This window comes from Exiguobacterium sp. s16, from assembly GCF_018618115.1.
In the GTDB taxonomy this organism is placed as follows: Bacteria; Bacillota; Bacilli; order Exiguobacteriales; family Exiguobacteriaceae; genus Exiguobacterium; species Exiguobacterium mexicanum_A.
The window spans coordinates 26319-45560 of the sequence record NZ_JACSLM010000004.1 but is presented as its reverse complement, the minus strand read 5'-3'; the positions used below and the strand labels follow the sequence as shown (position 1 = coordinate 45560).

The following is a 19242-nucleotide window of genomic DNA, read 5'->3' as shown; positions in this document are numbered from 1 at the left end:
TGGTATCAGTACGTCGTCGTCTCGCTGAAACCGTCTTCCGTTTCATTCAAGCCGTCGCCGGTTCCGTTGTCACTGTCTTCCGCCGTCACCGGCAGGCCGAGCTCGCTCTTCAAGAGCGTGCGTTTCTCGCTCAAGTCGGCCGGGTCGAGTTCGTAGTAATACACACCGCCGAGCGTCAAGTCACCGCCTGCGAGCGTCTCTTGGTTGAACGACCGGAGCGACTTCGTGTACGGCTGGAGCTGTGACGCCTCGGACAAGGACATATTCGTTCGGATGTTATCGCCGACCGCATTCATGATCCGGTTGAGCTTCGTGAACGAATTGATCGTCGTCGCCTCGTTGATGATGGCCTCGAGCACCTGCTGTTGACGTTTCGCCCGTCCGACGTCACCCTCGGGGTCGTCTTTGCGCATGCGCGCGTAGGCGAGTGCTTCTTTTCCATCTAACATTTGGACGCCGGGTTCGAGTTCGACGTTACCGGTCGCCCGGCCCGAGATCGGGACGAGCACATCGACCTCGACGCCGCCGACCGCATCGACGAGATCCTCGATGCCGTCAAAGTTGATCGTCGCGTAGTAGTCGATCGGAATGTCGAACAGCTTCTCGACCGTCGCGATCGTCGTGTCGATGCCGCCGTAGGCGTAGGCGTGGTTGATCTTGTCTTTGAACTCGCCGTCCGTCGTCACGATGTCGACGTATGAGTCGCGCGGGATGCTGACGAGCGTCACTTGGCGCGATTCCTTGTTGAACGTCGCCACCATGAGCGAGTCGGTCCGTCCTTCCTCGAGCGAGGCACCGCCATCGACGCCGGCGAGTAGGACGGAGAAGTGATCTTTCGTCAGGTCGACCGTCTCTTCCCGACGGTCCGACTTGTCACCTCGTGTCAGCTCGCTGTTCGTGTTCTCCGCCGTCTCGTTCGCCTTAAAGACGAAGTAGCCGAAGGCCGACCCGCCAATCAACAGGACGAGGCCGAGCACGAGCAGGACGATCTTCCACACGGGGCGTTTCTTGCGGGAGTCTTGTTCCATGTCGTCTCCTCATTTCATTCGTTTCCTTTAGTATACGTGATCTACCGCACAAAATCACGTTCGATGATGCGCTGGTCCTGGGTCTCGAGTCCCCCTTGTCCGTTCGTCAAATCGACGAGCCATGCCATTGCGGCCTCGGCCTCTTCGACCGGCACCGAGATGTGGAACGTGACGGTGTCCGCGTAGACGATGTCGTCGAGAAGGTACGATGATTGCCGCAGTTCATTCTCGACCTTGCCAATCCAGCCGTAATCGACCGTGAGCGTCAAGCGTTGCATCGGGATGCGCTCGACGATGCCGACCGCGTCGAGCCCTTCGCTCACCGTGCCGCCGTAAGCGCGAATCAATCCGCCGCCGCCGAGCTTGATGCCGCCGAAGTAGCGGGTGACGACGACGACCGTGTCTTTCAACTCGCGTTTCCGAAGCACTTCGAGCATCGGCAGCCCGGCCGTCCCGCTCGGTTCACCGTCATCGTTCGCTTTTTGGAACTCGTTGCGCTCGCCGATGATATAGGCCGAACAGTTGTGATTGGCGCTCCAATGCGCTTTCTTGATGGCTTGGATGAACGACTGCGCCTCTGCTTCAGACGTGACCCGTTTGAAGTGGGCGATAAATTTTGACTTTTGAATGACGACCTCGTATTCTCCGTCTTGTTTTATAGTATAATTTTGTTCAGTAGACATTTCTGAAAATTCTCCTTTCTATTTTTGAATATTTTTTTTAAAATTCAAGTAGGCGTCAACGCCTGGTGCGGCGAATGGGAAGGAGAGCCTCCATTTTTTACTGTAAACGAACGTTCCGCAGTCGATAATAGGAATAGATGAAGACTTACTACCGAATTATTAGGGGATGGCATCGTGAATCATATTACCGATCGTACAGCTTTAGAACATATCATAACAAATATGATTGATACGGTGACGGAAAGTAAAGAGGAGATCGTCCGGATTACCGAGAGTTCGGCCAACGAGTATTCGTTGATTCAAAACGAACTGAAAGAGTTGACGCAAAAGATCGAGTTTTATATCGAGGAGTCGGAACGGCTCGACCTGCTCGTGAAAGCGGCGAAGAACAAACTCGTCCAAGTGAGCAAGAAGTTTCATATACATAGCGAGCAAGAGATTCGAGAGGCGTATGAACGCGCCAACCAAATGCAGCTCGAGCGCTTTCTCATCCAAAAAGAAGAGATGGCCGGCCAACAGCGTCGCAACGACCTCGAACGCCGCCTGCTCGTCCTCGAGGACACGATCGAACGGGCCGACAAACTCGTCAGCCGTGTCTCCGTCGTGCTGAACTTCCTTCGGGACGACCTGCAGCAAGAGTACTCCGACATGATGAAGAAACAAGAGATGGCGATCAGCGTCTTCGAGGCGGCCGAACGGGAACGGCGCCACCTCGCCCGTGAGATGCACGACGGACCGGCGCAATCGCTTGCTCATATTTTGATTCGAGCCGATTTGATCGAGAAGACGTTCGACAAGCGCGGGAAAGACGAGGCGTTCGCCGAACTGCACGAGCTGAAACGCCTCATCCGCGGCGCACTCGTCGACGTCCGGCGGCTCATCTACGATCTTCGTCCGATGTCACTTGACGACCTCGGCTTCTTGCCGACGCTCGAACGATACCTCCACCAGACCGAGGAATATACGACCATCAAGACACGGCTCAACTACCGGGGGTCTCGGGCCAGATTGCCTGAAAAACTGGAGATCAACGTGTTCCGGCTCGTCCAAGAGGCCGTCCAAAACGCGATCAAACACTCGAAGACGGCGGAGATCATCGTCAACGTCGAGCAAGCGCACGACGCGATACATATTCATGTACGGGACCATGGGGTCGGATTCGTGCCGAGCACGATTGGCGAGGAGTCGTTCGGGATCGTTGGGATGCGGGAACGGATCGAGCTGGTGAACGGAAGCATGACCATTGATTCGGAAGTCGGCAAAGGGACGGTCGTCCGCATGTCGATTCCAATCACGTAAGACAAGAACAAGGGGGAGTATCCAGATGGAACAATTACAAACACGCATCGCGATCGTGGATGACCATGAACTGTTTCGAGAAGGCTTGAAACGGATCTTTGATTTAGAGGACGAATTCACGGTCGTCGCCGAAGGGCGGACCGGTACCGAGGCGATTCGCATCGCCGCCGACCACAAACCAGAGATCTTGATTCTCGATATCAACATGCCTGAACTAAACGGGATCGAGGCGACGAAACAGTTGTCGGTGCTGTCACCGGAGACGCGTGTCCTCATCCTGTCGATCCACGACGACGAGTCGTACATCACGCACGCGCTCGAAGCGGGCGCATCGGGCTTCCTGCTCAAAGAAGTGGCTTCGACCGAGCTCATCTCGGCGGTCCGTTCGGTCGCGAAAGACGGGGCGTACCTGCACCCGAAAGTGACGACGAACGTCTTGAAGGAATACCGTCGTCTGCTCCAATTCAAAGGCGAACAGGCCGGCCGTAACGTCGAGAACCGCACGGACGACCCTGTCTACCAATTGTTGTCGCGCCGTGAAGTCGAAGTGTTGCACCTGCTCGCCGAAGGTCGTTCGAACCGCGACATCAGCGACATGCTGTTCATCAGCGAGAAGACGGTCAAGAACCACGTCTCGTCGGTGCTTCGCAAGATGGAAGTGAACGACCGGACGCAAGCCGTCGTCGATGCCATCCGCCGCGGATGGGTTGAGATTTGACCTCTACCGATGCAATACATCGTTTTTATGCTACAATATGGAATGGAATCCACATTCAATTGGAAAACGAAACGATGTAAAGTGAGGATATAGCATGGGAAACATAGCCATTTTGACCGACAGTACTGCCTATTTGCCGGCCGAATTTTGTGAGCGGCACGACATCCACGTCGCCCCGCTCAGCGTGATCTTTGACGGGGAGTCATTCCGCGAAGCCGTCGACATCACGACCGAGGCGTTTTATGACCGGATCGAGGCAGGGAACTTGCCGACGACTTCCCAACCGAGCATCGGGGAAACGATCGAATTGATTGAACGTTTGCCGGACGAGGTGACGGATGTGATCGCGATCACCCTCTCAAGCGGGATCAGCGGCACGTACCAGTCGATGATCGCCTTGAACGGTATGGTCGACGTTAACGTCCACGCGTTCGATTCGGAGATCTCATGTATGCCTCAAGCGTTCCTCGTCGAAGAAGCGATTCATCTGCGTGACGCAGGCGCGTCGGCACAGGAGATCATGGCTCACCTTGAAAAGATGCGCGAGTTGATTCGTGCGTACTTTGTCGTCGATGACCTCGACCACCTCCAACGAGGCGGACGACTCAGCGCGGCACAGGCGCTCGTCGGATCGTTCCTTCAAATCAAGCCGGTGTTGCATTTCCAAGACCGGTTGATCGTCCCGTTCGAAAAGATTCGGACGTACAAGAAGGCGGTCCGCCGCATCGAAGAGATGATGGAACAATCGATCGAGGGCGACGGTGCAGGCTACTGTATCGGCATCATCCACGCCAATTGCCCGGACCGTCAGGCCGAGGAGATCGCATCGATGAAACAGAAGTTTCCACAGGCCCATGTCACGGGCGGTCATTTCGGACCGGTCATCGGGACACACCTTGGACCTGGTGCGATCGGCATCACGTGGTATCGCCGCGAGTGGTAAACAAAAGACGGCCATCCGGTCGTCTTTTTCGATAGAGAGGAGTGAGCCTGTGGCCAAATATCGTCAAATCTATGAGCGCCTCGCCGAGCGGATGAAGACCGGGGAATATGCGGCGGAGTCGAAGCTGCCATCCGAGACCGAGCTCATGCATGAGTATGAGGCGAGCCGAGGCACGGTCCGGAAAGCGCTCGACCTGCTCCAAGAGCACGGGTACGTCCGGAAGCATCACGGGAAAGGCGTCTTCGTGCTCCGGCGCGACCAAATCGAATTCCAATTCAACGGCATCGTCAGCTTCTCGGAAGTGTACGCTTCTTTGCTCGGCCGCTCGATCCAGACGTCGGTCGCTTCGTTCGAGGACATCGAGGCGCCGACTTGGCTCGCCGACCGGATGAACCTGGAGCCGGGGACGCGGATGTACCGGATCGAACGGGTCCGGAACTTCGACGGGGAGGACGTCATCCTAGACGTGAACTATTTCGTCAAAGACCTCGTTCCGGGACTGACGGAAGAGATCGCCGCCCGCTCGATCTATGAGTACGTCGAGCATGAGCTTGGGCTCCAAATCAGTTACGCCAAGCGGAAGATCGCGGCCGAGGATGTGACCGAGCTCGACCGGATGCGGCTCGACCTCCACGATTACGAGTACGTCATCGTCATCACGAACGACACGTTCCTCTATGAGGGCAGACAGTTCGAGTATACCGAGTCCCGCCACCGGCTCGACAAGTTTCAGTTCAGTGACGTGGCGCGCCGCTAGTGCCCCTTCTTTCGAAGGGGTCTTTTTTTTCGTTTTGAATCGAGGGGAGAGGGAACAAAAATAGTGAACGCCTGTCACGAATTTGTCACGCATAACTTATATAGATAAGTTGTTGACAGAACTCGTCTATATAAGTTAAACTTTGTTTGTACTCATAAGTAACCGTTTTCAACAAACGCTTTCAAACAAAGGAGGCCAACAAATATGAAGGCAGATTATCGTCAAATCGCCGCGGATATCCTTGAAGCCATCGGGGGCAAGGATAACGTCGACAAAGCGGCACACTGTGTCACGCGGCTCCGTCTTTCGTTGAAAGACCAGTCGCTCGTCAATGAAGCAAAAGTGAAAGAAGCTGATCTCGTCAAAGGGGCATTCGAAAACTCGGGTGTGTATCAAGTCGTCATCGGGGCCGGTGACGTCGAACGCGTCTACGCCGAATTCATCAAACTCGCCGGGATCGAAGCGGCGACGGTCGCCGAGGTCAAATCGGCCGGCGGCAAGAAGATGAACCCGCTCCAAAAACTCGTCAAAGTGTTCTCGGACGTGTTCATGCCGATCATCCCGGCCATCATCGTCGCCGGTCTATTGATGGGGATCAACAACTTGCTCGCGTCGGAAGGGCTGTTCGTCGATGATGCGACGCTGATCGAGGCGTACCCGAACCTGCAAGGACTCTGGGACCTCATCAACATGATGGCGAACACGGCATTCGTCTTCCTCCCGGCGCTTGTCGGTTGGTCGGCGACGAAACGGTTCGGTGGCAGCGAAGTGCTCGGGATCGTCATGGGTCTCTTGCTCGTCCACCCGGACCTCTTGAACGCCTGGGGTTATGGGCAGGCGGCGCTTGAAGGCGACATCCCGACGTTCAACATCCTCGGCTTGTTCGAAATCGAGAAAGTCGGCTATCAAGGTCAGATTCTTCCGATTTTGGCAGCGGCCTTCATTTTGAGCCATATTGAGATGTTTTTGAAAAAACACGTCCCGAACGCGATTCAATTGCTCGTCGTACCGATCACGACCATCGTCGTCACCGGTTTCCTCGCGCTCGCGATCGTCGGACCGGTCACACGCGGAATCGGGAACGTCATCGCGACGAGCCTCGTCAACGTGTTCGAAGTCGTACCGGTCGTCGGTGCGCTCTTGTTCGGATTGTTCTACGCACCGCTCGTCGTCACGGGGATGCACCACTTGTTCATCGCGATCGACCTTCAGCTCATCGCGGAAACAGGCGGTACGTTCATCTGGCCGATGCTCGCCTTGTCGAACATCGCCCAAGGCTCTGCTGCACTTGCCATGTTCTTCGTCTATAAGCACAACGCGAAACAAAAGAGTATGGCATCGACATCAGCCATCTCGGCTTACTTCGGGATCACCGAGCCGGCCATGTTCGGGGTGAACTTGCCGAACAAGTTCCCGTTCTACTCGGCGATGATCGGGTCGGCGATTGCCGCCGTCTTCATCACCTTGAACGATGTCCAAGCGATTGGGATCGGGGTCGGGGGTCTGCCTGGCTTCCTCTCCATCTTCACTGATAAGATCTTGCTCTTCATCGTCGGGATGATCATCGCGATCGTCGTGCCGTTCGCGCTCACATTCGTCTTGTCGAAGCGCTATATGAAGAAAGGTGAAATCGAAGAAAACAAAGTTGCATAAGAAGATGACTGACAAGGGGAGGGACGGAGGTTCTTCCCCTTTTCCTGTACAAATGAAAACTCTTACAAAAGGAGACTACACCTATGACACCATCAAACTGGCGCAAATCTGTCGTCTATCAAATTTATCCGAAAAGCTTCTATAGCCCGGAAGGCAATGCCACCGGCTCGATCAAAGGCGTGACGGCCAAGCTCGACTATTTGGCCGAGCTCGGCATCGAATACATCTGGATGACGCCGGTGTACAAGTCACCACAAAACGACAACGGCTATGACGTCAGCGACTATTATGCGATCGACCCCTCGTACGGGACGATGGATGACCTTGACGAGCTCGTCCGTGAGGCCGAGGCGCGCGGCATCGGGCTCATGATGGACATCGTCGTCAACCACTCGTCGACTGAGCATGAGTGGTTCCAAAAGTCGCTCGCCGGCGACGAGCGCTACCGCGACTATTACATCTGGCGCGACGAACCGACGAACTGGGAGTCGAAGTTCGGCGGCAACGCCTGGAAGTATGATGAGAAGAGCGGCCAATATTATCTCCACTTGTTCGACGTGACCCAGGCCGACTTGAACTGGGAGAACGAGCAGATGCGCGAGGACGTCTATGAGATGATGCGCTTTTGGCGTGACAAGGGCATCAAAGGGTTCCGCCTCGACGTCATCAACTTGATCTCGAAGCAGCAGGACTTCCCGGAAGACGACTCGGACGGCCGCAAGTTCTACACGGACGGGCCGCGTATCCATGAATATTTGAAAGAGATGAACCGCGAGGTGTTCGGCGGGCATGACGTCATCACGGTCGGCGAGATGTCGTCGACGACGCTCGACCACTGCGTCCGCTACTCGAGCCCGGACGAACGTGAACTCAGCATGACGTTCAGCTTCCATCACTTGAAAGTCGACTATCCGAACGGCGAGAAGTTCGTCGCCGCCCCGTTCGACTTCATCCAACTGAAAGACATCATGTCGACGTGGCAGGAAGGGATGCACGGCAAGGGCTGGAACGCCATCTTCTGGTGCAACCACGACCAGCCGCGCGTCGTCAGCCGCTTCGGCAACGACACCGACCATCGCGTCGAGAGCGCGAAGATGCTCGCGACCGTGCTCCATGGCCTCCAAGGGACGCCGTACATCTATCAAGGCGAGGAGATCGGGATGACGAACCCGGGCTTCGACTCGCTCGACGAGTATCGTGACATCGAGACGCTCAACGTCTATAAGTTGAAGCGCGAACAAGGTGTGTCACACGAGGACATGATGGCCGCCATCAAACAGAAGTCGCGCGACAACTCGCGGACGCCGATGCAGTGGGACGCGACGCCGCACGCCGGCTTCACGAGCGGGACGCCGTGGATCAACGTGGCGCCGAACTATCCGGACGTGAACGTCGAGACGGCGCTCGACGATCCGAACTCGGTGTTCTACCACTACAAGAACTTGATCTCGCTCCGGAAAGAGTTCGACGTGTTGACGGACGGGGACTACACGCTCCTCACACCGGACGCGCTCGATGTCTGGGCGTACACGCGGAAGACGGCAGACGAGGAAGTGCTCGTCGTCGCCAACTTCTACGGCCCTGAGACGACGTATGAGATTCCGGCAGGTTTCACGCAGGCCGAGGTCGTCAGCCACAACTATGACGTGCCGCAGCTCGACGGGACGACGTTGTCGCTCCGGGCGTATGAGGCGATCATGTTCTACAAACGGAACGCATAACGAGAAAAACTCGCCAGACGAAAAATCGTCTGGCGAGTTTTTTGATTATAGGTGTTAGTCGAAGGCGTCGCGTCGGTCCAATGACCGTGAGACGTTCGCGACATCCCCGATATTGTCGTCCACGACGTCTCCGGCTCGAGTGACGCGCACCCACAACTCAGCTTCGGCATGGGACGGGGACGCGAACAAGACGTAATATTTCGCATCGTACAGGGATAAGTACGTCACATCGGTCACGACGAGTTCCATCTCGGGATACGTCGTGTCGACATACGTTTCGGCTGCTCGGACGGCTCGTTGTTCGGCCGCCTCACTGCCGTTCAACACATACCACACCCACCAACCGAGACAGAACACGGCCATCATTCCGAGTACGGTCAAGACGTTATGAAGCGGTCGTTTGTGCATCGGACACCTGCTTTCCAATTATTGGGCTACGCTTAGTATAAAAGAGATGTTGCACCGTTCGCCTCGGTCGTAAGTCGCAAATGGCTCAGGTTCCGTACGGGAATGGTGACGCTACATGATGACAACGCCTCATGTCCGGCGGCTTCTCACATGATATCCTCATTCAAAAAGGACTGATTGTATTGGGACAACTCATCATCGCTCCGACCGGCACGCCCGCCATCCGCTTCGGCATCTGTCAACGCTGTCTGAGCGCGGACACCCGCTCGTTCACGTGCCACCACGGTGCGTGTCGCTATTGTCGGAATTGCCTCCATCTCGGCCGTGTCTGTCAGTGCGACCGTCTCGGGGAAGAAGACATCACGACACCGGTCGAACCGACGGAACTCGTCATGCCGTTCGAGCTGTCGGCCGACCAGCAACACATCAGCCGGCAGTTGCTCACCTGGTGGGAATCCCGGACGAGCGGGCTCGTCCATGCCGTCTGCGGGGCCGGGAAGACGGAGATGACATTCCCGGTCATCGCGCGCGTCGTCAATGAAGGGAAGCGTGTCCTCATCGTCTCGCCGCGCCGTGACGTCGCCATCGAATGGGTCGACCGGCTCGAGGCCGCCTTCTCCGTCCCGGTCACCCGGCGCTACGGGGGCGGGGATAAGGACACGATTGGGATGATCACTGTCGCGACGGCGCCGCTGCTCGTGAACTTACGACATGTCTTCGATTACGTTCTCGTCGATGAGTCTGATGCCTTCCCGTTCGCCTTCGATTTGGCACTTTGGTGGACGCTCCGCCGAGCCGGAAAAGGTCTATTTTTGTTCGTGACGGCGACGCCGACCGTCTGGCAGCGCCAGTTCCCGACCGTGCATCTATCGCGTCGCTATCACGGCCACGACTTGCCGGTGCCGCGACTCGTGCGTGAGACGGGGCAGGCGATCCTCGACTTCTGTCGGCAATACGAGGGGTCCCCACGTTTGCTGTTCGTCCCGACGAAGCCGGACCTCGTCCGTTATGGGGAACTGCTCGCGGCGAACGGGTTCGGCTACCAGGCCGTCTCGGCAGATACCAATGAGCGGACGGATACGCTCGAATGGCTCGAGGAGACGAACGGGATCGTGCTCGCGACGTCGATTTGGGAGCGGGGCATGACCGTGACCGGGGTCAACGTCGCCGTCCTCGACAGCAGCCACGCCTTGTTCTCGTCCCGCGCCCTCGTCCAGATGGCAGGGCGGGCCGGTCGGAAACCGAATGCGCCGACCGGGGATGTCGTCTTCTTCTACCACGAGCGCACGTTCCGGCAAGACCGGGCCATCCGCGAAATCGAGGAGGCGAACCGGCGATGAACTGTCTCGTCTGCCGAAAACCGTTCGCTATTCCGTGGAGCCCGGCGACGCTCTTAAAACGGGACTGGGTCTGCCCGGACTGCGAGGGGAGATTGACCCCGATCATCTCGGGCTGCCCGCGCTGCGGCCATCCGACCGAGGACGGGGCGACATGCGACGATTGCATCCGGTGGCTTGCCCTCGGTCTCGATTTGACCGTGCGCTCGCTCTACCTATATGACGAGGCGGGTGTGAACTGGCTCCACCGCTACAAGTTCGGCGGTGACGTCGTCCTGGCCAATCAGATGCGTCCGGTACTAAGGCAGCTGCGAGAACCGGATGTCGTCTACGTGCCAATCCCGCTCAGCGAGGAGCGGTTACGGACGCGGCGTTTCAATCAGGCCGAGGTGCTCGCCCGATTGATCGGACCGATGGAACGAACGCTCGTGAAAGCCGAGGTTTCAAGTCAGCGCGAACTTGGGAAAGAAGAAAGGCGGCACCGTGCGAACCCGTTCACTGTACAGCGGTTACCGCGCTGTGGCAAAATTGTCCTCGTCGATGACGTCTACACGACCGGGACGACGTTGCATCAAGCGGCGCTCACTTTACGTCGGGCCGGGGTGGAACAAGTTTCTGCCGTTTGCCTGTTCCGGACGCTAAACAAATTAAAAATGCGTCCGATATAAAGGGCAGAGGTGAATGACTGTGGAAGCAACAACTTGTCAAACGTGCGGACGGCTGTTCATGAAACAAAGCCGCTCGCCTTACTGCCCATCCTGCGCGGAAGTCGATTTCCAAAACTTCTTGAAAGTCCGGGACTTCATCCGCGAACCCGCTAACAAACAGACGACGATCGGGGCCCTTGTCGAAGCGACAGGCGTCTCCGAACTTGATATCACGCGATATATCCATGAAGGACGCTTGATCATCAAGGACAACCCGTCTCTGAACATCGCCTGCGTGCGCTGCGGCAATCCGACGAACCAAGGAAAGGTATGCGCGGACTGTCAGACCGACATGCAGCAAGAACTGAAAGGGCTACAAGCCACCGTCACGAAACAAAGCGTTCGCGCTTATCGTTTGGACTAACAACTGAGAAGAGGGGGGACACGTATGCGCATCGATTCTGCAAAGTGGGTACACTTACCGAACACTTATGAGAAGAAAACGCAACCTGAGACGAAGCCCGAGCTGACACGCCAAACGGACCAACTATCGATATCGGCCGAAGCCCGCGCCCGGTTTGAAGAACCGGTGAAACATCCGGAGCGTCTGGAGAAGATTAACGCCTTGAAGGCGGAAATCAACACCGGGACGTATTCACGGGACGCGCGCGAGATCGCCAAACGCTTTCTACAAGGATGAATGAAAGCGAGGTCCGAGGGAGACCTTCGCATAAATATGATGGCACGGAAGCTGACTAAACAAGGGACACCCTTTCTTTAGTCGGCTCTTTTTTTGGACAAAGGAGAGACTTATGCTCACATTACATACACGGTTACTCGAAATCGCTTATGAAAAAGAACGACTGCTCGTCAACGGGGATATGCCCGCGTTCAGCGCGCTCGTCAAGGAAGAGGCGACGCTCGTCCGACAAATCAAACAAAAAGAGGCGGAACGACTTCAAGGAACGCTCGTTTTGGACGATGAAGAGAAAGAAGCGTTACGACCGGTCGTCCTCGAGCTGAAACGGCAAAATGAATTAAACGCCGTCTTGCTCGAACAGTCGCTCCGGTATATCGAATGGCATTTGGATATGCTCCTGCCAGAGGCAGATGATTTCACGTACGGTCAACAGGCGCTCGAGACGCGCTCGTTCAGCCGGGATGTATAAGGAGGAAGTTTAATGGGCTCAACATTTATGGGATTAGAGACGGCGCGTCGCAGTTTGACGACGCACCAGTGGGCGCTCCAGGCGACAGGGAACAACGTCGCCAACGCCTCGAACCCGGGTTACTCACGCCAGCGCCTATCGCTCGGCATGACCGAACAACTCAGCGTCAACTTCGGCGGAACGAAGGCCGGGCAGTTCGGAACGGGTGTCCGCGGGGAGACGCTCGCTCGGATCCGTGACTTGATGATTGACCAGCAATATCGTGACGAATCGGTCAAGAACGCCTACTACGCCACGAAAGAGGCGGCGTTCGGCCGGATGGAGGACATCGTCAATGAGCCGTCCGAAACGGGCCTCGCCAAATCGCTCGACTTGTTCTGGGCCTCGCTCCAAGACTTGTCGGTCAACCCGGACGACGCCGGCGCGCGGAGCGTCGTGCGGCAACGGGCGATGACGCTCGCGGAAACGTTCAACTACATGTCGTCCTCGCTCCAAAAAGTGCAGGCCGACTTGGCGTCCGAGGCGGACGTCGTCGTCAAGAAAGTGAACGACTTGATGACGAAGATCAGTGAGGTCAACCGTCAAATCGGTGACGCGGAGCCGCTCGGCGTGCTCCCGAACGAGCTGTATGACGAGCGTGACCGCTACATGGACGAGCTTGCCCAATATATGGACTTCAAACGCATCCCGGTCGACTATACGAACGGGGAATCGCGCGGGAACTCACAGAAAGTCGCGGAAGGCCGGATCGACATCGTCGTCACAATCGGTGGCGTCGACCATAAGCTCGTCGATGGGATCAACGGCACGGTCGGCTCGTTCGACGGCCTCGACATGACCGATGCGAGCGGAGCGGACGTGGCCCTCACGCATGCATCGATGCCAAACGGGAAATGGAAAGCGCTCGTCGAGATGTACGGTACGGACACGCCCGAATCAGGCAGCGTGAACGGTGTCTACGCGACGATGCTGAAAGACTTGGACGAGATGGCCGGCAAGTTCGCCTCGGCGTTCAACTCGGCCCACAGCAACAACATGGACGCCAAAGGCAACGCCGGGACGGCGAACTTCTTCGAAGGGACGGCGAGCGCCGCGACGATCAAAGTGAGCGACGCCGTCATGAACAACCTCGACTTGATTGCCGCGTCTCAAGACGGCAACATCGGGGACGGCAGCGGGGCACTTGCGTTGGCGAACTTGAAGTCGGCCACGCTCAGCTTCGACGGATCGGTCCAGACAGAGACGTCGATTGGGAAGTACTATCAGAACGTCATCGGGAACATGGCTGTCGCCGCCGACCAGAGCGGACGACTCGCGACCAGCACGTTCGCCCTCATGGCGAGCTCTGACCAGCGACGCCAGGCAGTGAGCGCCGTCTCGCTCGACGAAGAGATGACGATGATGATTCAATATCAACACGCTTATAACGCGGCGGCCCGAAACATCACGGCCGTCGATGAGATGCTCGACAAAATCATCAACGGCATGGGTGTCGTAGGGAGGTAATGCTTGATGCGAGTCACACAGACGATGCTCACACAGACGAACTTGAAACACTTATCGAGCAGCTATAACAAGCTCGCCCAAGTGCAAGAACAGCTCATCAGCGGGAAACGGATTCAACGGGCCTCGGAGGACCCGGTCGTCGCCATGCAAGGCATGCGCTACCGGACCGAGGTGCGCGAGGTCGACCAATTCCGCCGCAACGTCAGCGAAGCGACGAGCTGGATGGACTTGACCGACTCGACGTTGAACGAAGTGACGGAGGCCGTCAAACGGATTCGCGAACTGACGACGCAGGCGGCGAACGACACGTACGAGTCGTCACAACGTCAAATCATCCAAAGTGAGGTCAATCAGTTGATCGAACATATCGGCTCACTCGCGAACGCGAAGTCGGGCGAGAAATATATTTACAACGGCACGAAGACGGACCAACCGCTCGTCGACATGGACGCCTTGAAGGCGTTCCTTGCCGACCCGAACGGAGACGTCAACAGCATCTATCCGGACGGGGCGCCGGCAGTGAGCGGGAAAGTCGCCTTTGAAGTGTCGAAAGGCATCACCGTCCAAGTGAACATGCAGCCGGAGACGGTATTCGGGAGTGACGTGTTCGCCGGACTCCACGACCTCGTCTCGAAACTGGCCGATCCGAATACGACCGGTGAGGTTCTTTCGAACGAGCTCGCCGACCTCGACGTCATCGCCCAAAACTTGATCACGGAACGGGCCGAGCTCGGGGCGCGCGCCAATCGGCTAGAACTCGTCGACAACCGCCTGCAAGAACATGAGATCATCGCCAAGACGATCATGTCTGATAACGAAGACATCGACATCGAAAAAGTCATCATGGAGCTCAAGTCTCACGAGACGGTGCACCGGGCCGCGCTATCGGCCGGCGCCCGAATCATTCAACCGACGCTCCTCGACTTCCTCCGGTAAGCGATGAACATCGCCCGGCTGGAGATGCGGCAGACGCAGGCCGCGATTCAAATCACGTCGAACCGGCCCCACCTCGAGATGAGGCAAGGTCGGGCCGATGTGTCGATGAGACAAGGCAAGGTCGAGATGACCCAACAGACGACAGGCGGTACGCTCGAGGTCGACTCGTCGGTCGCGCGCAGTGAAAGCAACTTGAAGGCTGCGCTCGAGCTCGGGCGCCATTTCGGTCAGCTCGGGGAACAGGCGGCGCGGGAAGCGACATCGACCACGGCCCGGGACGGGGACCGGCTCATGCGCATCGAGAACGGCAACCCGATCGCCGCGATGGCCGCTGAGAAGACGAGCGCGCCGTACCCGGTCGTCGACATGGACTTCATGCCGAAATCGCTCGACCGCGTGAAGTTGACGTATACGCCGGCGGATGTCAAAATCGAGTGGAACCTGACGCCGGCACAGATTGATGTATCACTCACCCCGGCCGACATCTCGTTCACGCCATGGACGACGGACATCTCGCTCCGTCAGCAGGCGTCGCTCGAGATGTGGCCGGTCGGTGGCATGTATGATGAGACGCGTTGAAAGTGAGGACAACCCATGTTCATTGAGACAGACTATTTTGGCAAAATCGAAGTAAATGAAGAAGAGACGATCTCGTTCGTCAGCGAGATTCCCGGATTCCCGGACTCGAAAACGTTCACCCTCATCCCGTATGGGGACGAGCTCCCGTTTTGGTCGCTCCAGTCGCTCGAGGACCCGGCCTGCGCCTTCGTCGTGACGAACCCGTTCTGGCACAAGCCGGACTATGCGTTCGAATTGACCGACGGCGCGAAAGAACAGCTCGGCATCGACGAGGCGGAGCACGTCTCGGTATATGCCATCGTGACGCTCCGTGAGCCGTTCGACGCCTCGACGCTCAACTTGAAGGCACCGATCGTCATCGAGACGAAAGAGCGCCGCGGGAAGCAAGTCATCTTGGATGACGTCTACCCGGCCCGGTTCCCGCTCGGCGGTCAGAAAGAAGAGGTGCGCTGATGCTCGTATTGAAACGAAAACAAGGCGAGGCGATCCATATCGGGGACGATGTGACGCTCACCGTGCTCGCCATCGAAGGCGACCAGGTCAAGCTCGGCATCGATGCCCCGCGCCATATTGATATCCATCGCCATGAGGTGTACGTCCAGATGCAAGCCGAGAACGAATCGGCTCGGGACAGCGCCAACTTGATGAAACAGATGATGCAAAACAAGTCGGAGGCGTGAGCTTCCGGCTTTTTAGCTGTCCTAAAATTTGGATAGGGTGACATGCGTCACTTTTGTACGATAGGATAGGGGGAAAGAAACGGCGGGAAAGGACGAGGTAGTTTGGGTCAAGTCATCAATATCTTTTTTATCAATATCAGTATCATCTATCTCGTCTTGTCGCTGACGTTGTACCTCATGCGCCAATTGTTGCCGATCCAGACGGGTTCTCCTTACGCGGTCCGCATCTGGTTCGGTCTCGCCATGGGGCTCGCGGCCGTGCTGTTGACGGTCAACTCGTTCCAAGTCGGGGAAGCACGAGTCGATTTACGAATCATCCCGCTCGCGCTTTCAGCGGCCTATGCCGGACCGATCGGGGTCACTGTCACGACGGGTTTGACGCTCCTCGGTCGCTTCGCCCTCGATGGCATGACGGAGCAGTTCGTCAGCTCGTTCGGTACGCTCGGCCTGTTTCTCGTCTTGTCGCTCGGGTTGAGTCGACTCGTGCTGCGGCGGGGCCACTTATACTCGGCCTATCTCGTCTTCGGGACGGTGCTCGTCTTGTTCCGCATCGCCGGCAACGTCCCGATGCACGCGTTCACGACCGTGTTCTTGCCGTATTTTGCGATCACGTTCCTCGGCGGCTGGATGTGCTACTGGGTCGCGAAACAAATCGAGACACATCTGCGCATGTTCCGGCTCCATACGCAGCGGGCGACGATTGATGAGCTGACCGGGCTTCCGAACCGATACATGACGCTCGAGCGGTTGAACGAGGTCGAGATGTCGGGTCTCCCTTGGGCGCTGTTCGTCATCGACGTCGATCGCTTCAAGCAGTTGAACGATACATATGGGCACCGGGCCGGTGACGCGGCGCTTCACCACATCGCCCAAACGTTACAGGCGAACTGTCCGCCGGACGGTTTCGTCGGCCGCTACGGTGGGGAAGAGTTCTTGATGGTGCTCGAGGACGTCGGAGACGTGAGGTCGATCGCCGACGACATCGTCACCGTCGTCCGGGACACACCGTTCTCGTTCGAAGGGACAACAATCCCGATGACGGTGTCGATCGGAGCCACGCTTGCAGGAGCGGAGCCCGGCACGGTCGTATTCGAACGGGCCGACGCCGCGCTCTATCAGGCAAAGATGAACGGGCGCGATCAAGCGAAAATTGGATAAATAAAAAATCGGTCCGAGGGAGGCCGATTTTTTTAGTGGATATTTTTCTTTTTGAACTGGCCACCTCGAACGTCATGGATATTGCCGATAGCGAGGAACGCCTTCTCGTCATAGTCGTCGAGGATGTCTTTCAGTTTCGTCTCTTCAAGTCGGCTGATGACGGTGAAGACGACTTTCTTGCCGTCGCCCGTATAGGCCCCTTCCCCGTGCAAATACGTCACACCCCGGCCGAGTCGGTCCATGATGGCTTGACCGACGTCATCGGGTGAGGTGGTGATGATCCACGCGGCCTTCGACTGATCGATTCCTTCGAGCACGATATCGATCGTCTTGAAGGCGATGAAATACGTGAGGAGCGAGTACATGGCCCGGTCCCAGCTGAAGATGAACCCGGCCATTCCGAGGATGAAGATGTTGAAGAACATGACGATCTCACCGACGGAGAACGGCAACCGGTCCGTGAACGATACGGCCAAAATCTCGGTCCCGTCGAGCGACCCACCGGCCCGGATGACGAGCCCGACCCCGGCGCCGAGCAAGAAGCCGCCGAACACGGTCGACAACAGCAAATCGTCAGTGAACGGCTCGACCGAATGGAGCAAGATCGTGAAGCCGGACATGAGCGTGATCGCCAACAACGTGACGACGGCGAACGTCTTCCCGATTTGGCGATAGCCGAAGAAGATGAACGGGATGTTGAACAAGACGAGCCAGATGGCGAGCTTCGTGTCGGTCAAATACGACGTGATGATCGAGACGCCGACGATGCCGCCGTCGATGATCTGGTTCGGGACGAGGAATGCCTCGAGCCCGACCGCGAAGATGAAGGCGCCGAGCAACAGGAGCAGCCCCTTGGCGAGGAGTTCGGTTGGTTTGATCGGATTGTGGACACGTTTCAAACGGAGCACTTCCTCCGGGGTCGGGGAAGGCATCGGTGGACGCTGCATCGGGGTTCACTCCCTTTTTTCTTTTTAGTATAGCAAACCTCACACGGAATTTAGTGTATGAGGCAGGAAATCTGACACAAGTTATGGAACACATGAGGATTCGGAAAGGAGAGTACATATGCGTCCGCTTCTGTTAGGTGTATTCGCCGCCTTGTTTTTTGCGAGCACGTTCGTGTTGAACGAATCGATGCAAGTCGGAGGTGGTCACTGGGCGTACAGTGCCTCGCTCCGCTTCCTGTTCATGATCCCGCTCCTCGTTTTCGTCGTCTACGTCCGGGGCGGGATGACCCGGGTGCGCCAGGCGCTCGTCGAACAGCCGTGGCCGTGGCTCGTCTGGGGAACGGTCGGCTTTGGTCTGTTTTACGTACCGATTTGTCTCGCCGCCGAGGTCGCCCCGCCTTGGCTCATCGCGGGCACGTGGCAAGTGACGATTATCGCCGGGGCGCTGTTGTCGCCCCTCTTCCGTCGTGGTGACGGGACGCGGGAACGGATTCCGTGGACGGCGCTCCGCTTCTCGGGGCTTATCCTGTTCGGCGTCGTCTTGATGCAAGTCGAGTTCCTCGCCGACTTCGAGCCACGTTTCTTGGCGGTGGGTGTGCTTCCGGTACTGATTGCTGCGTTCGCCTATCCGCTCGGCAATCGGAAGATGATGGCCCACACCGACCTCGACGTGTTCGAGCGCATCCTCGGTATGTGTATCGGTTCACTCCCGGTCTGGCTCCTCTTGTTCGGTTACGGGTTGACGACCGGTGCGCCCACGGGTTCGCAACTGACGCAGACGCTCCTCGTCGCACTCTTGTCGGGCGTCGTCGCGACGGTACTCTTCTTCAAGGCGACCGACCTCGTCAAACACGACATGGGGAGACTGGCGACGGTCGAGGCGACGCAGGCGCTCGAGGTGTTGTTCGCGCTTATCGGGGAATTGATTTTCCTCGGGGCACATCTGCCGTCCGGGCTGTCGCTCGTCGGCATCTCGCTCGTCATGATTGGGGTCGTCTTCCACAGCCGTAGCCAGTTTCGTGTAAAGGAGAAGACGGTGCCGGCGGCGAATCGATACGACAAGGAGGGATGAA

22 protein-coding genes are annotated in these 19242 nt (G+C 57.3%); 18 read left to right on the top strand and 4 right to left on the bottom strand.

Annotation, left to right across the window (positions count from 1 at the left end):
* Positions 1–5: 5 nt before the first annotated feature.
* Complete coding sequence (locus KNP86_RS09130) at positions 6–1028, bottom strand: LCP family protein (protein ID WP_029594991.1); 1023 nt, start codon at positions 1026–1028, stop codon at positions 6–8.
* A 41-nt stretch (positions 1029–1069) separates the two neighbouring features.
* Positions 1070–1711, bottom strand: coding sequence for a YigZ family protein (locus KNP86_RS09125; protein WP_214753919.1), 642 nt, complete (start codon positions 1709–1711; stop codon positions 1070–1072).
* Between the two features lie 174 nt (positions 1712–1885).
* Between KNP86_RS09125 and KNP86_RS15780 the strand changes: the two genes are divergently transcribed.
* The 6 genes from KNP86_RS15780 to treC all read left to right on the top strand — a co-directional run bounded on the left by KNP86_RS15780 (position 1886) and on the right by treC (position 8802).
* The gene (locus tag KNP86_RS15780) at positions 1886–3010 is read left to right on the top strand and encodes a sensor histidine kinase (protein ID WP_200881489.1); all 1125 of its coding nucleotides are present in this window, start codon (positions 1886–1888) and stop codon (positions 3008–3010) included.
* A gap of 25 nt (positions 3011–3035) precedes the next feature.
* A complete protein-coding gene (locus tag KNP86_RS09115; protein ID WP_034778646.1) occupies positions 3036–3728 on the top strand; it encodes a response regulator transcription factor in 693 nt (230 codons plus the stop codon).
* A 94-nt stretch (positions 3729–3822) separates the two neighbouring features.
* Entirely contained in the window at positions 3823–4671 is an 849-nt protein-coding gene (locus KNP86_RS09110) for a DegV family protein (protein WP_034778644.1), read from the top strand.
* A gap of 91 nt (positions 4672–4762) precedes the next feature.
* The gene (gene treR / locus KNP86_RS09105) at positions 4763–5428 is read left to right on the top strand and encodes a trehalose operon repressor (RefSeq protein WP_052090231.1); all 666 of its coding nucleotides are present in this window, start codon (positions 4763–4765) and stop codon (positions 5426–5428) included.
* 204 nt (positions 5429–5632) lie between these two features.
* Positions 5633–7081, top strand: coding sequence for a PTS system trehalose-specific EIIBC component (gene treP, locus KNP86_RS09100; RefSeq protein ID WP_214753918.1), 1449 nt, complete (start codon positions 5633–5635; stop codon positions 7079–7081).
* Between the two features lie 83 nt (positions 7082–7164).
* Positions 7165–8802, top strand: coding sequence for an alpha,alpha-phosphotrehalase (gene treC / locus KNP86_RS09095; protein ID WP_214753916.1), 1638 nt, complete (start codon positions 7165–7167; stop codon positions 8800–8802).
* A gap of 54 nt (positions 8803–8856) precedes the next feature.
* Here the strand turns inward: treC and KNP86_RS09090 are convergent, their stop codons facing one another.
* On the bottom strand, positions 8857–9210 hold the full coding sequence (locus KNP86_RS09090) for a hypothetical protein (RefSeq protein WP_214753915.1): 354 nt from the start codon (positions 9208–9210) through the stop codon (positions 8857–8859).
* 182 nt (positions 9211–9392) lie between these two features.
* Between KNP86_RS09090 and KNP86_RS09085 the strand changes: the two genes are divergently transcribed.
* The 11 genes from KNP86_RS09085 to KNP86_RS09035 all read left to right on the top strand — a co-directional run bounded on the left by KNP86_RS09085 (position 9393) and on the right by KNP86_RS09035 (position 17222).
* Positions 9393–10550: a helicase-related protein gene (locus tag KNP86_RS09085; protein WP_214753913.1), complete on the top strand. Its 1158-nt coding sequence runs from the start codon at positions 9393–9395 to the stop codon at positions 10548–10550.
* A complete protein-coding gene (locus tag KNP86_RS09080; RefSeq protein ID WP_214753911.1) occupies positions 10547–11215 on the top strand; it encodes a ComFC family protein in 669 nt (222 codons plus the stop codon). Before KNP86_RS09085 ends, KNP86_RS09080 begins: the two co-directional genes overlap by 4 nt.
* A 19-nt stretch (positions 11216–11234) precedes the next feature.
* Complete coding sequence (locus KNP86_RS09075; RefSeq protein ID WP_034778630.1) at positions 11235–11618, top strand: flagellar protein; 384 nt, start codon at positions 11235–11237, stop codon at positions 11616–11618.
* Positions 11619–11642: 24 nt separating this feature from the next.
* On the top strand, positions 11643–11894 hold the full coding sequence (locus KNP86_RS09070; RefSeq protein WP_214753909.1) for a flagellar biosynthesis anti-sigma factor FlgM: 252 nt from the start codon (positions 11643–11645) through the stop codon (positions 11892–11894).
* Positions 11895–12006: 112 nt separating this feature from the next.
* Complete coding sequence (gene flgN / locus KNP86_RS09065; protein ID WP_214707180.1) at positions 12007–12363, top strand: flagellar export chaperone FlgN; 357 nt, start codon at positions 12007–12009, stop codon at positions 12361–12363.
* Between the two features lie 12 nt (positions 12364–12375).
* Positions 12376–13869: a flagellar hook-associated protein FlgK gene (flgK, locus tag KNP86_RS09060; RefSeq protein ID WP_214753907.1), complete on the top strand. Its 1494-nt coding sequence runs from the start codon at positions 12376–12378 to the stop codon at positions 13867–13869.
* A 6-nt stretch (positions 13870–13875) separates the two neighbouring features.
* A complete protein-coding gene (gene flgL, locus KNP86_RS09055; protein ID WP_214753905.1) occupies positions 13876–14805 on the top strand; it encodes a flagellar hook-associated protein FlgL in 930 nt (309 codons plus the stop codon).
* Between the two features lie 3 nt (positions 14806–14808).
* Positions 14809–15384: a DUF6470 family protein gene (locus KNP86_RS09050; protein WP_034778621.1), complete on the top strand. Its 576-nt coding sequence runs from the start codon at positions 14809–14811 to the stop codon at positions 15382–15384.
* 15 nt (positions 15385–15399) lie between these two features.
* Positions 15400–15837: a flagellar assembly protein FliW gene (gene fliW, locus KNP86_RS09045; protein ID WP_138859041.1), complete on the top strand. Its 438-nt coding sequence runs from the start codon at positions 15400–15402 to the stop codon at positions 15835–15837.
* Positions 15837–16064 (top strand): carbon storage regulator CsrA, encoded by a 228-nt coding sequence (csrA, locus tag KNP86_RS09040; RefSeq protein ID WP_021066562.1) that lies wholly within the window; start codon positions 15837–15839, stop codon positions 16062–16064. Before fliW ends, csrA begins: the two co-directional genes overlap by 1 nt.
* Before the next feature lie 102 nt (positions 16065–16166).
* A complete protein-coding gene (locus KNP86_RS09035; RefSeq protein WP_214753903.1) occupies positions 16167–17222 on the top strand; it encodes a GGDEF domain-containing protein in 1056 nt (351 codons plus the stop codon).
* A 32-nt stretch (positions 17223–17254) separates the two neighbouring features.
* Here KNP86_RS09035 and KNP86_RS09030 read toward each other — a convergent pair whose 3' ends face one another.
* Complete coding sequence (locus KNP86_RS09030) at positions 17255–18169, bottom strand: YitT family protein (protein WP_214707187.1); 915 nt, start codon at positions 18167–18169, stop codon at positions 17255–17257.
* A gap of 118 nt (positions 18170–18287) precedes the next feature.
* Between KNP86_RS09030 and KNP86_RS09025 the strand changes: the two genes are divergently transcribed.
* Positions 18288–19241: a DMT family transporter gene (locus tag KNP86_RS09025; protein ID WP_214753901.1), complete on the top strand. Its 954-nt coding sequence runs from the start codon at positions 18288–18290 to the stop codon at positions 19239–19241.
* The last annotated feature ends 1 nt before the right edge of the window (position 19242 follow it).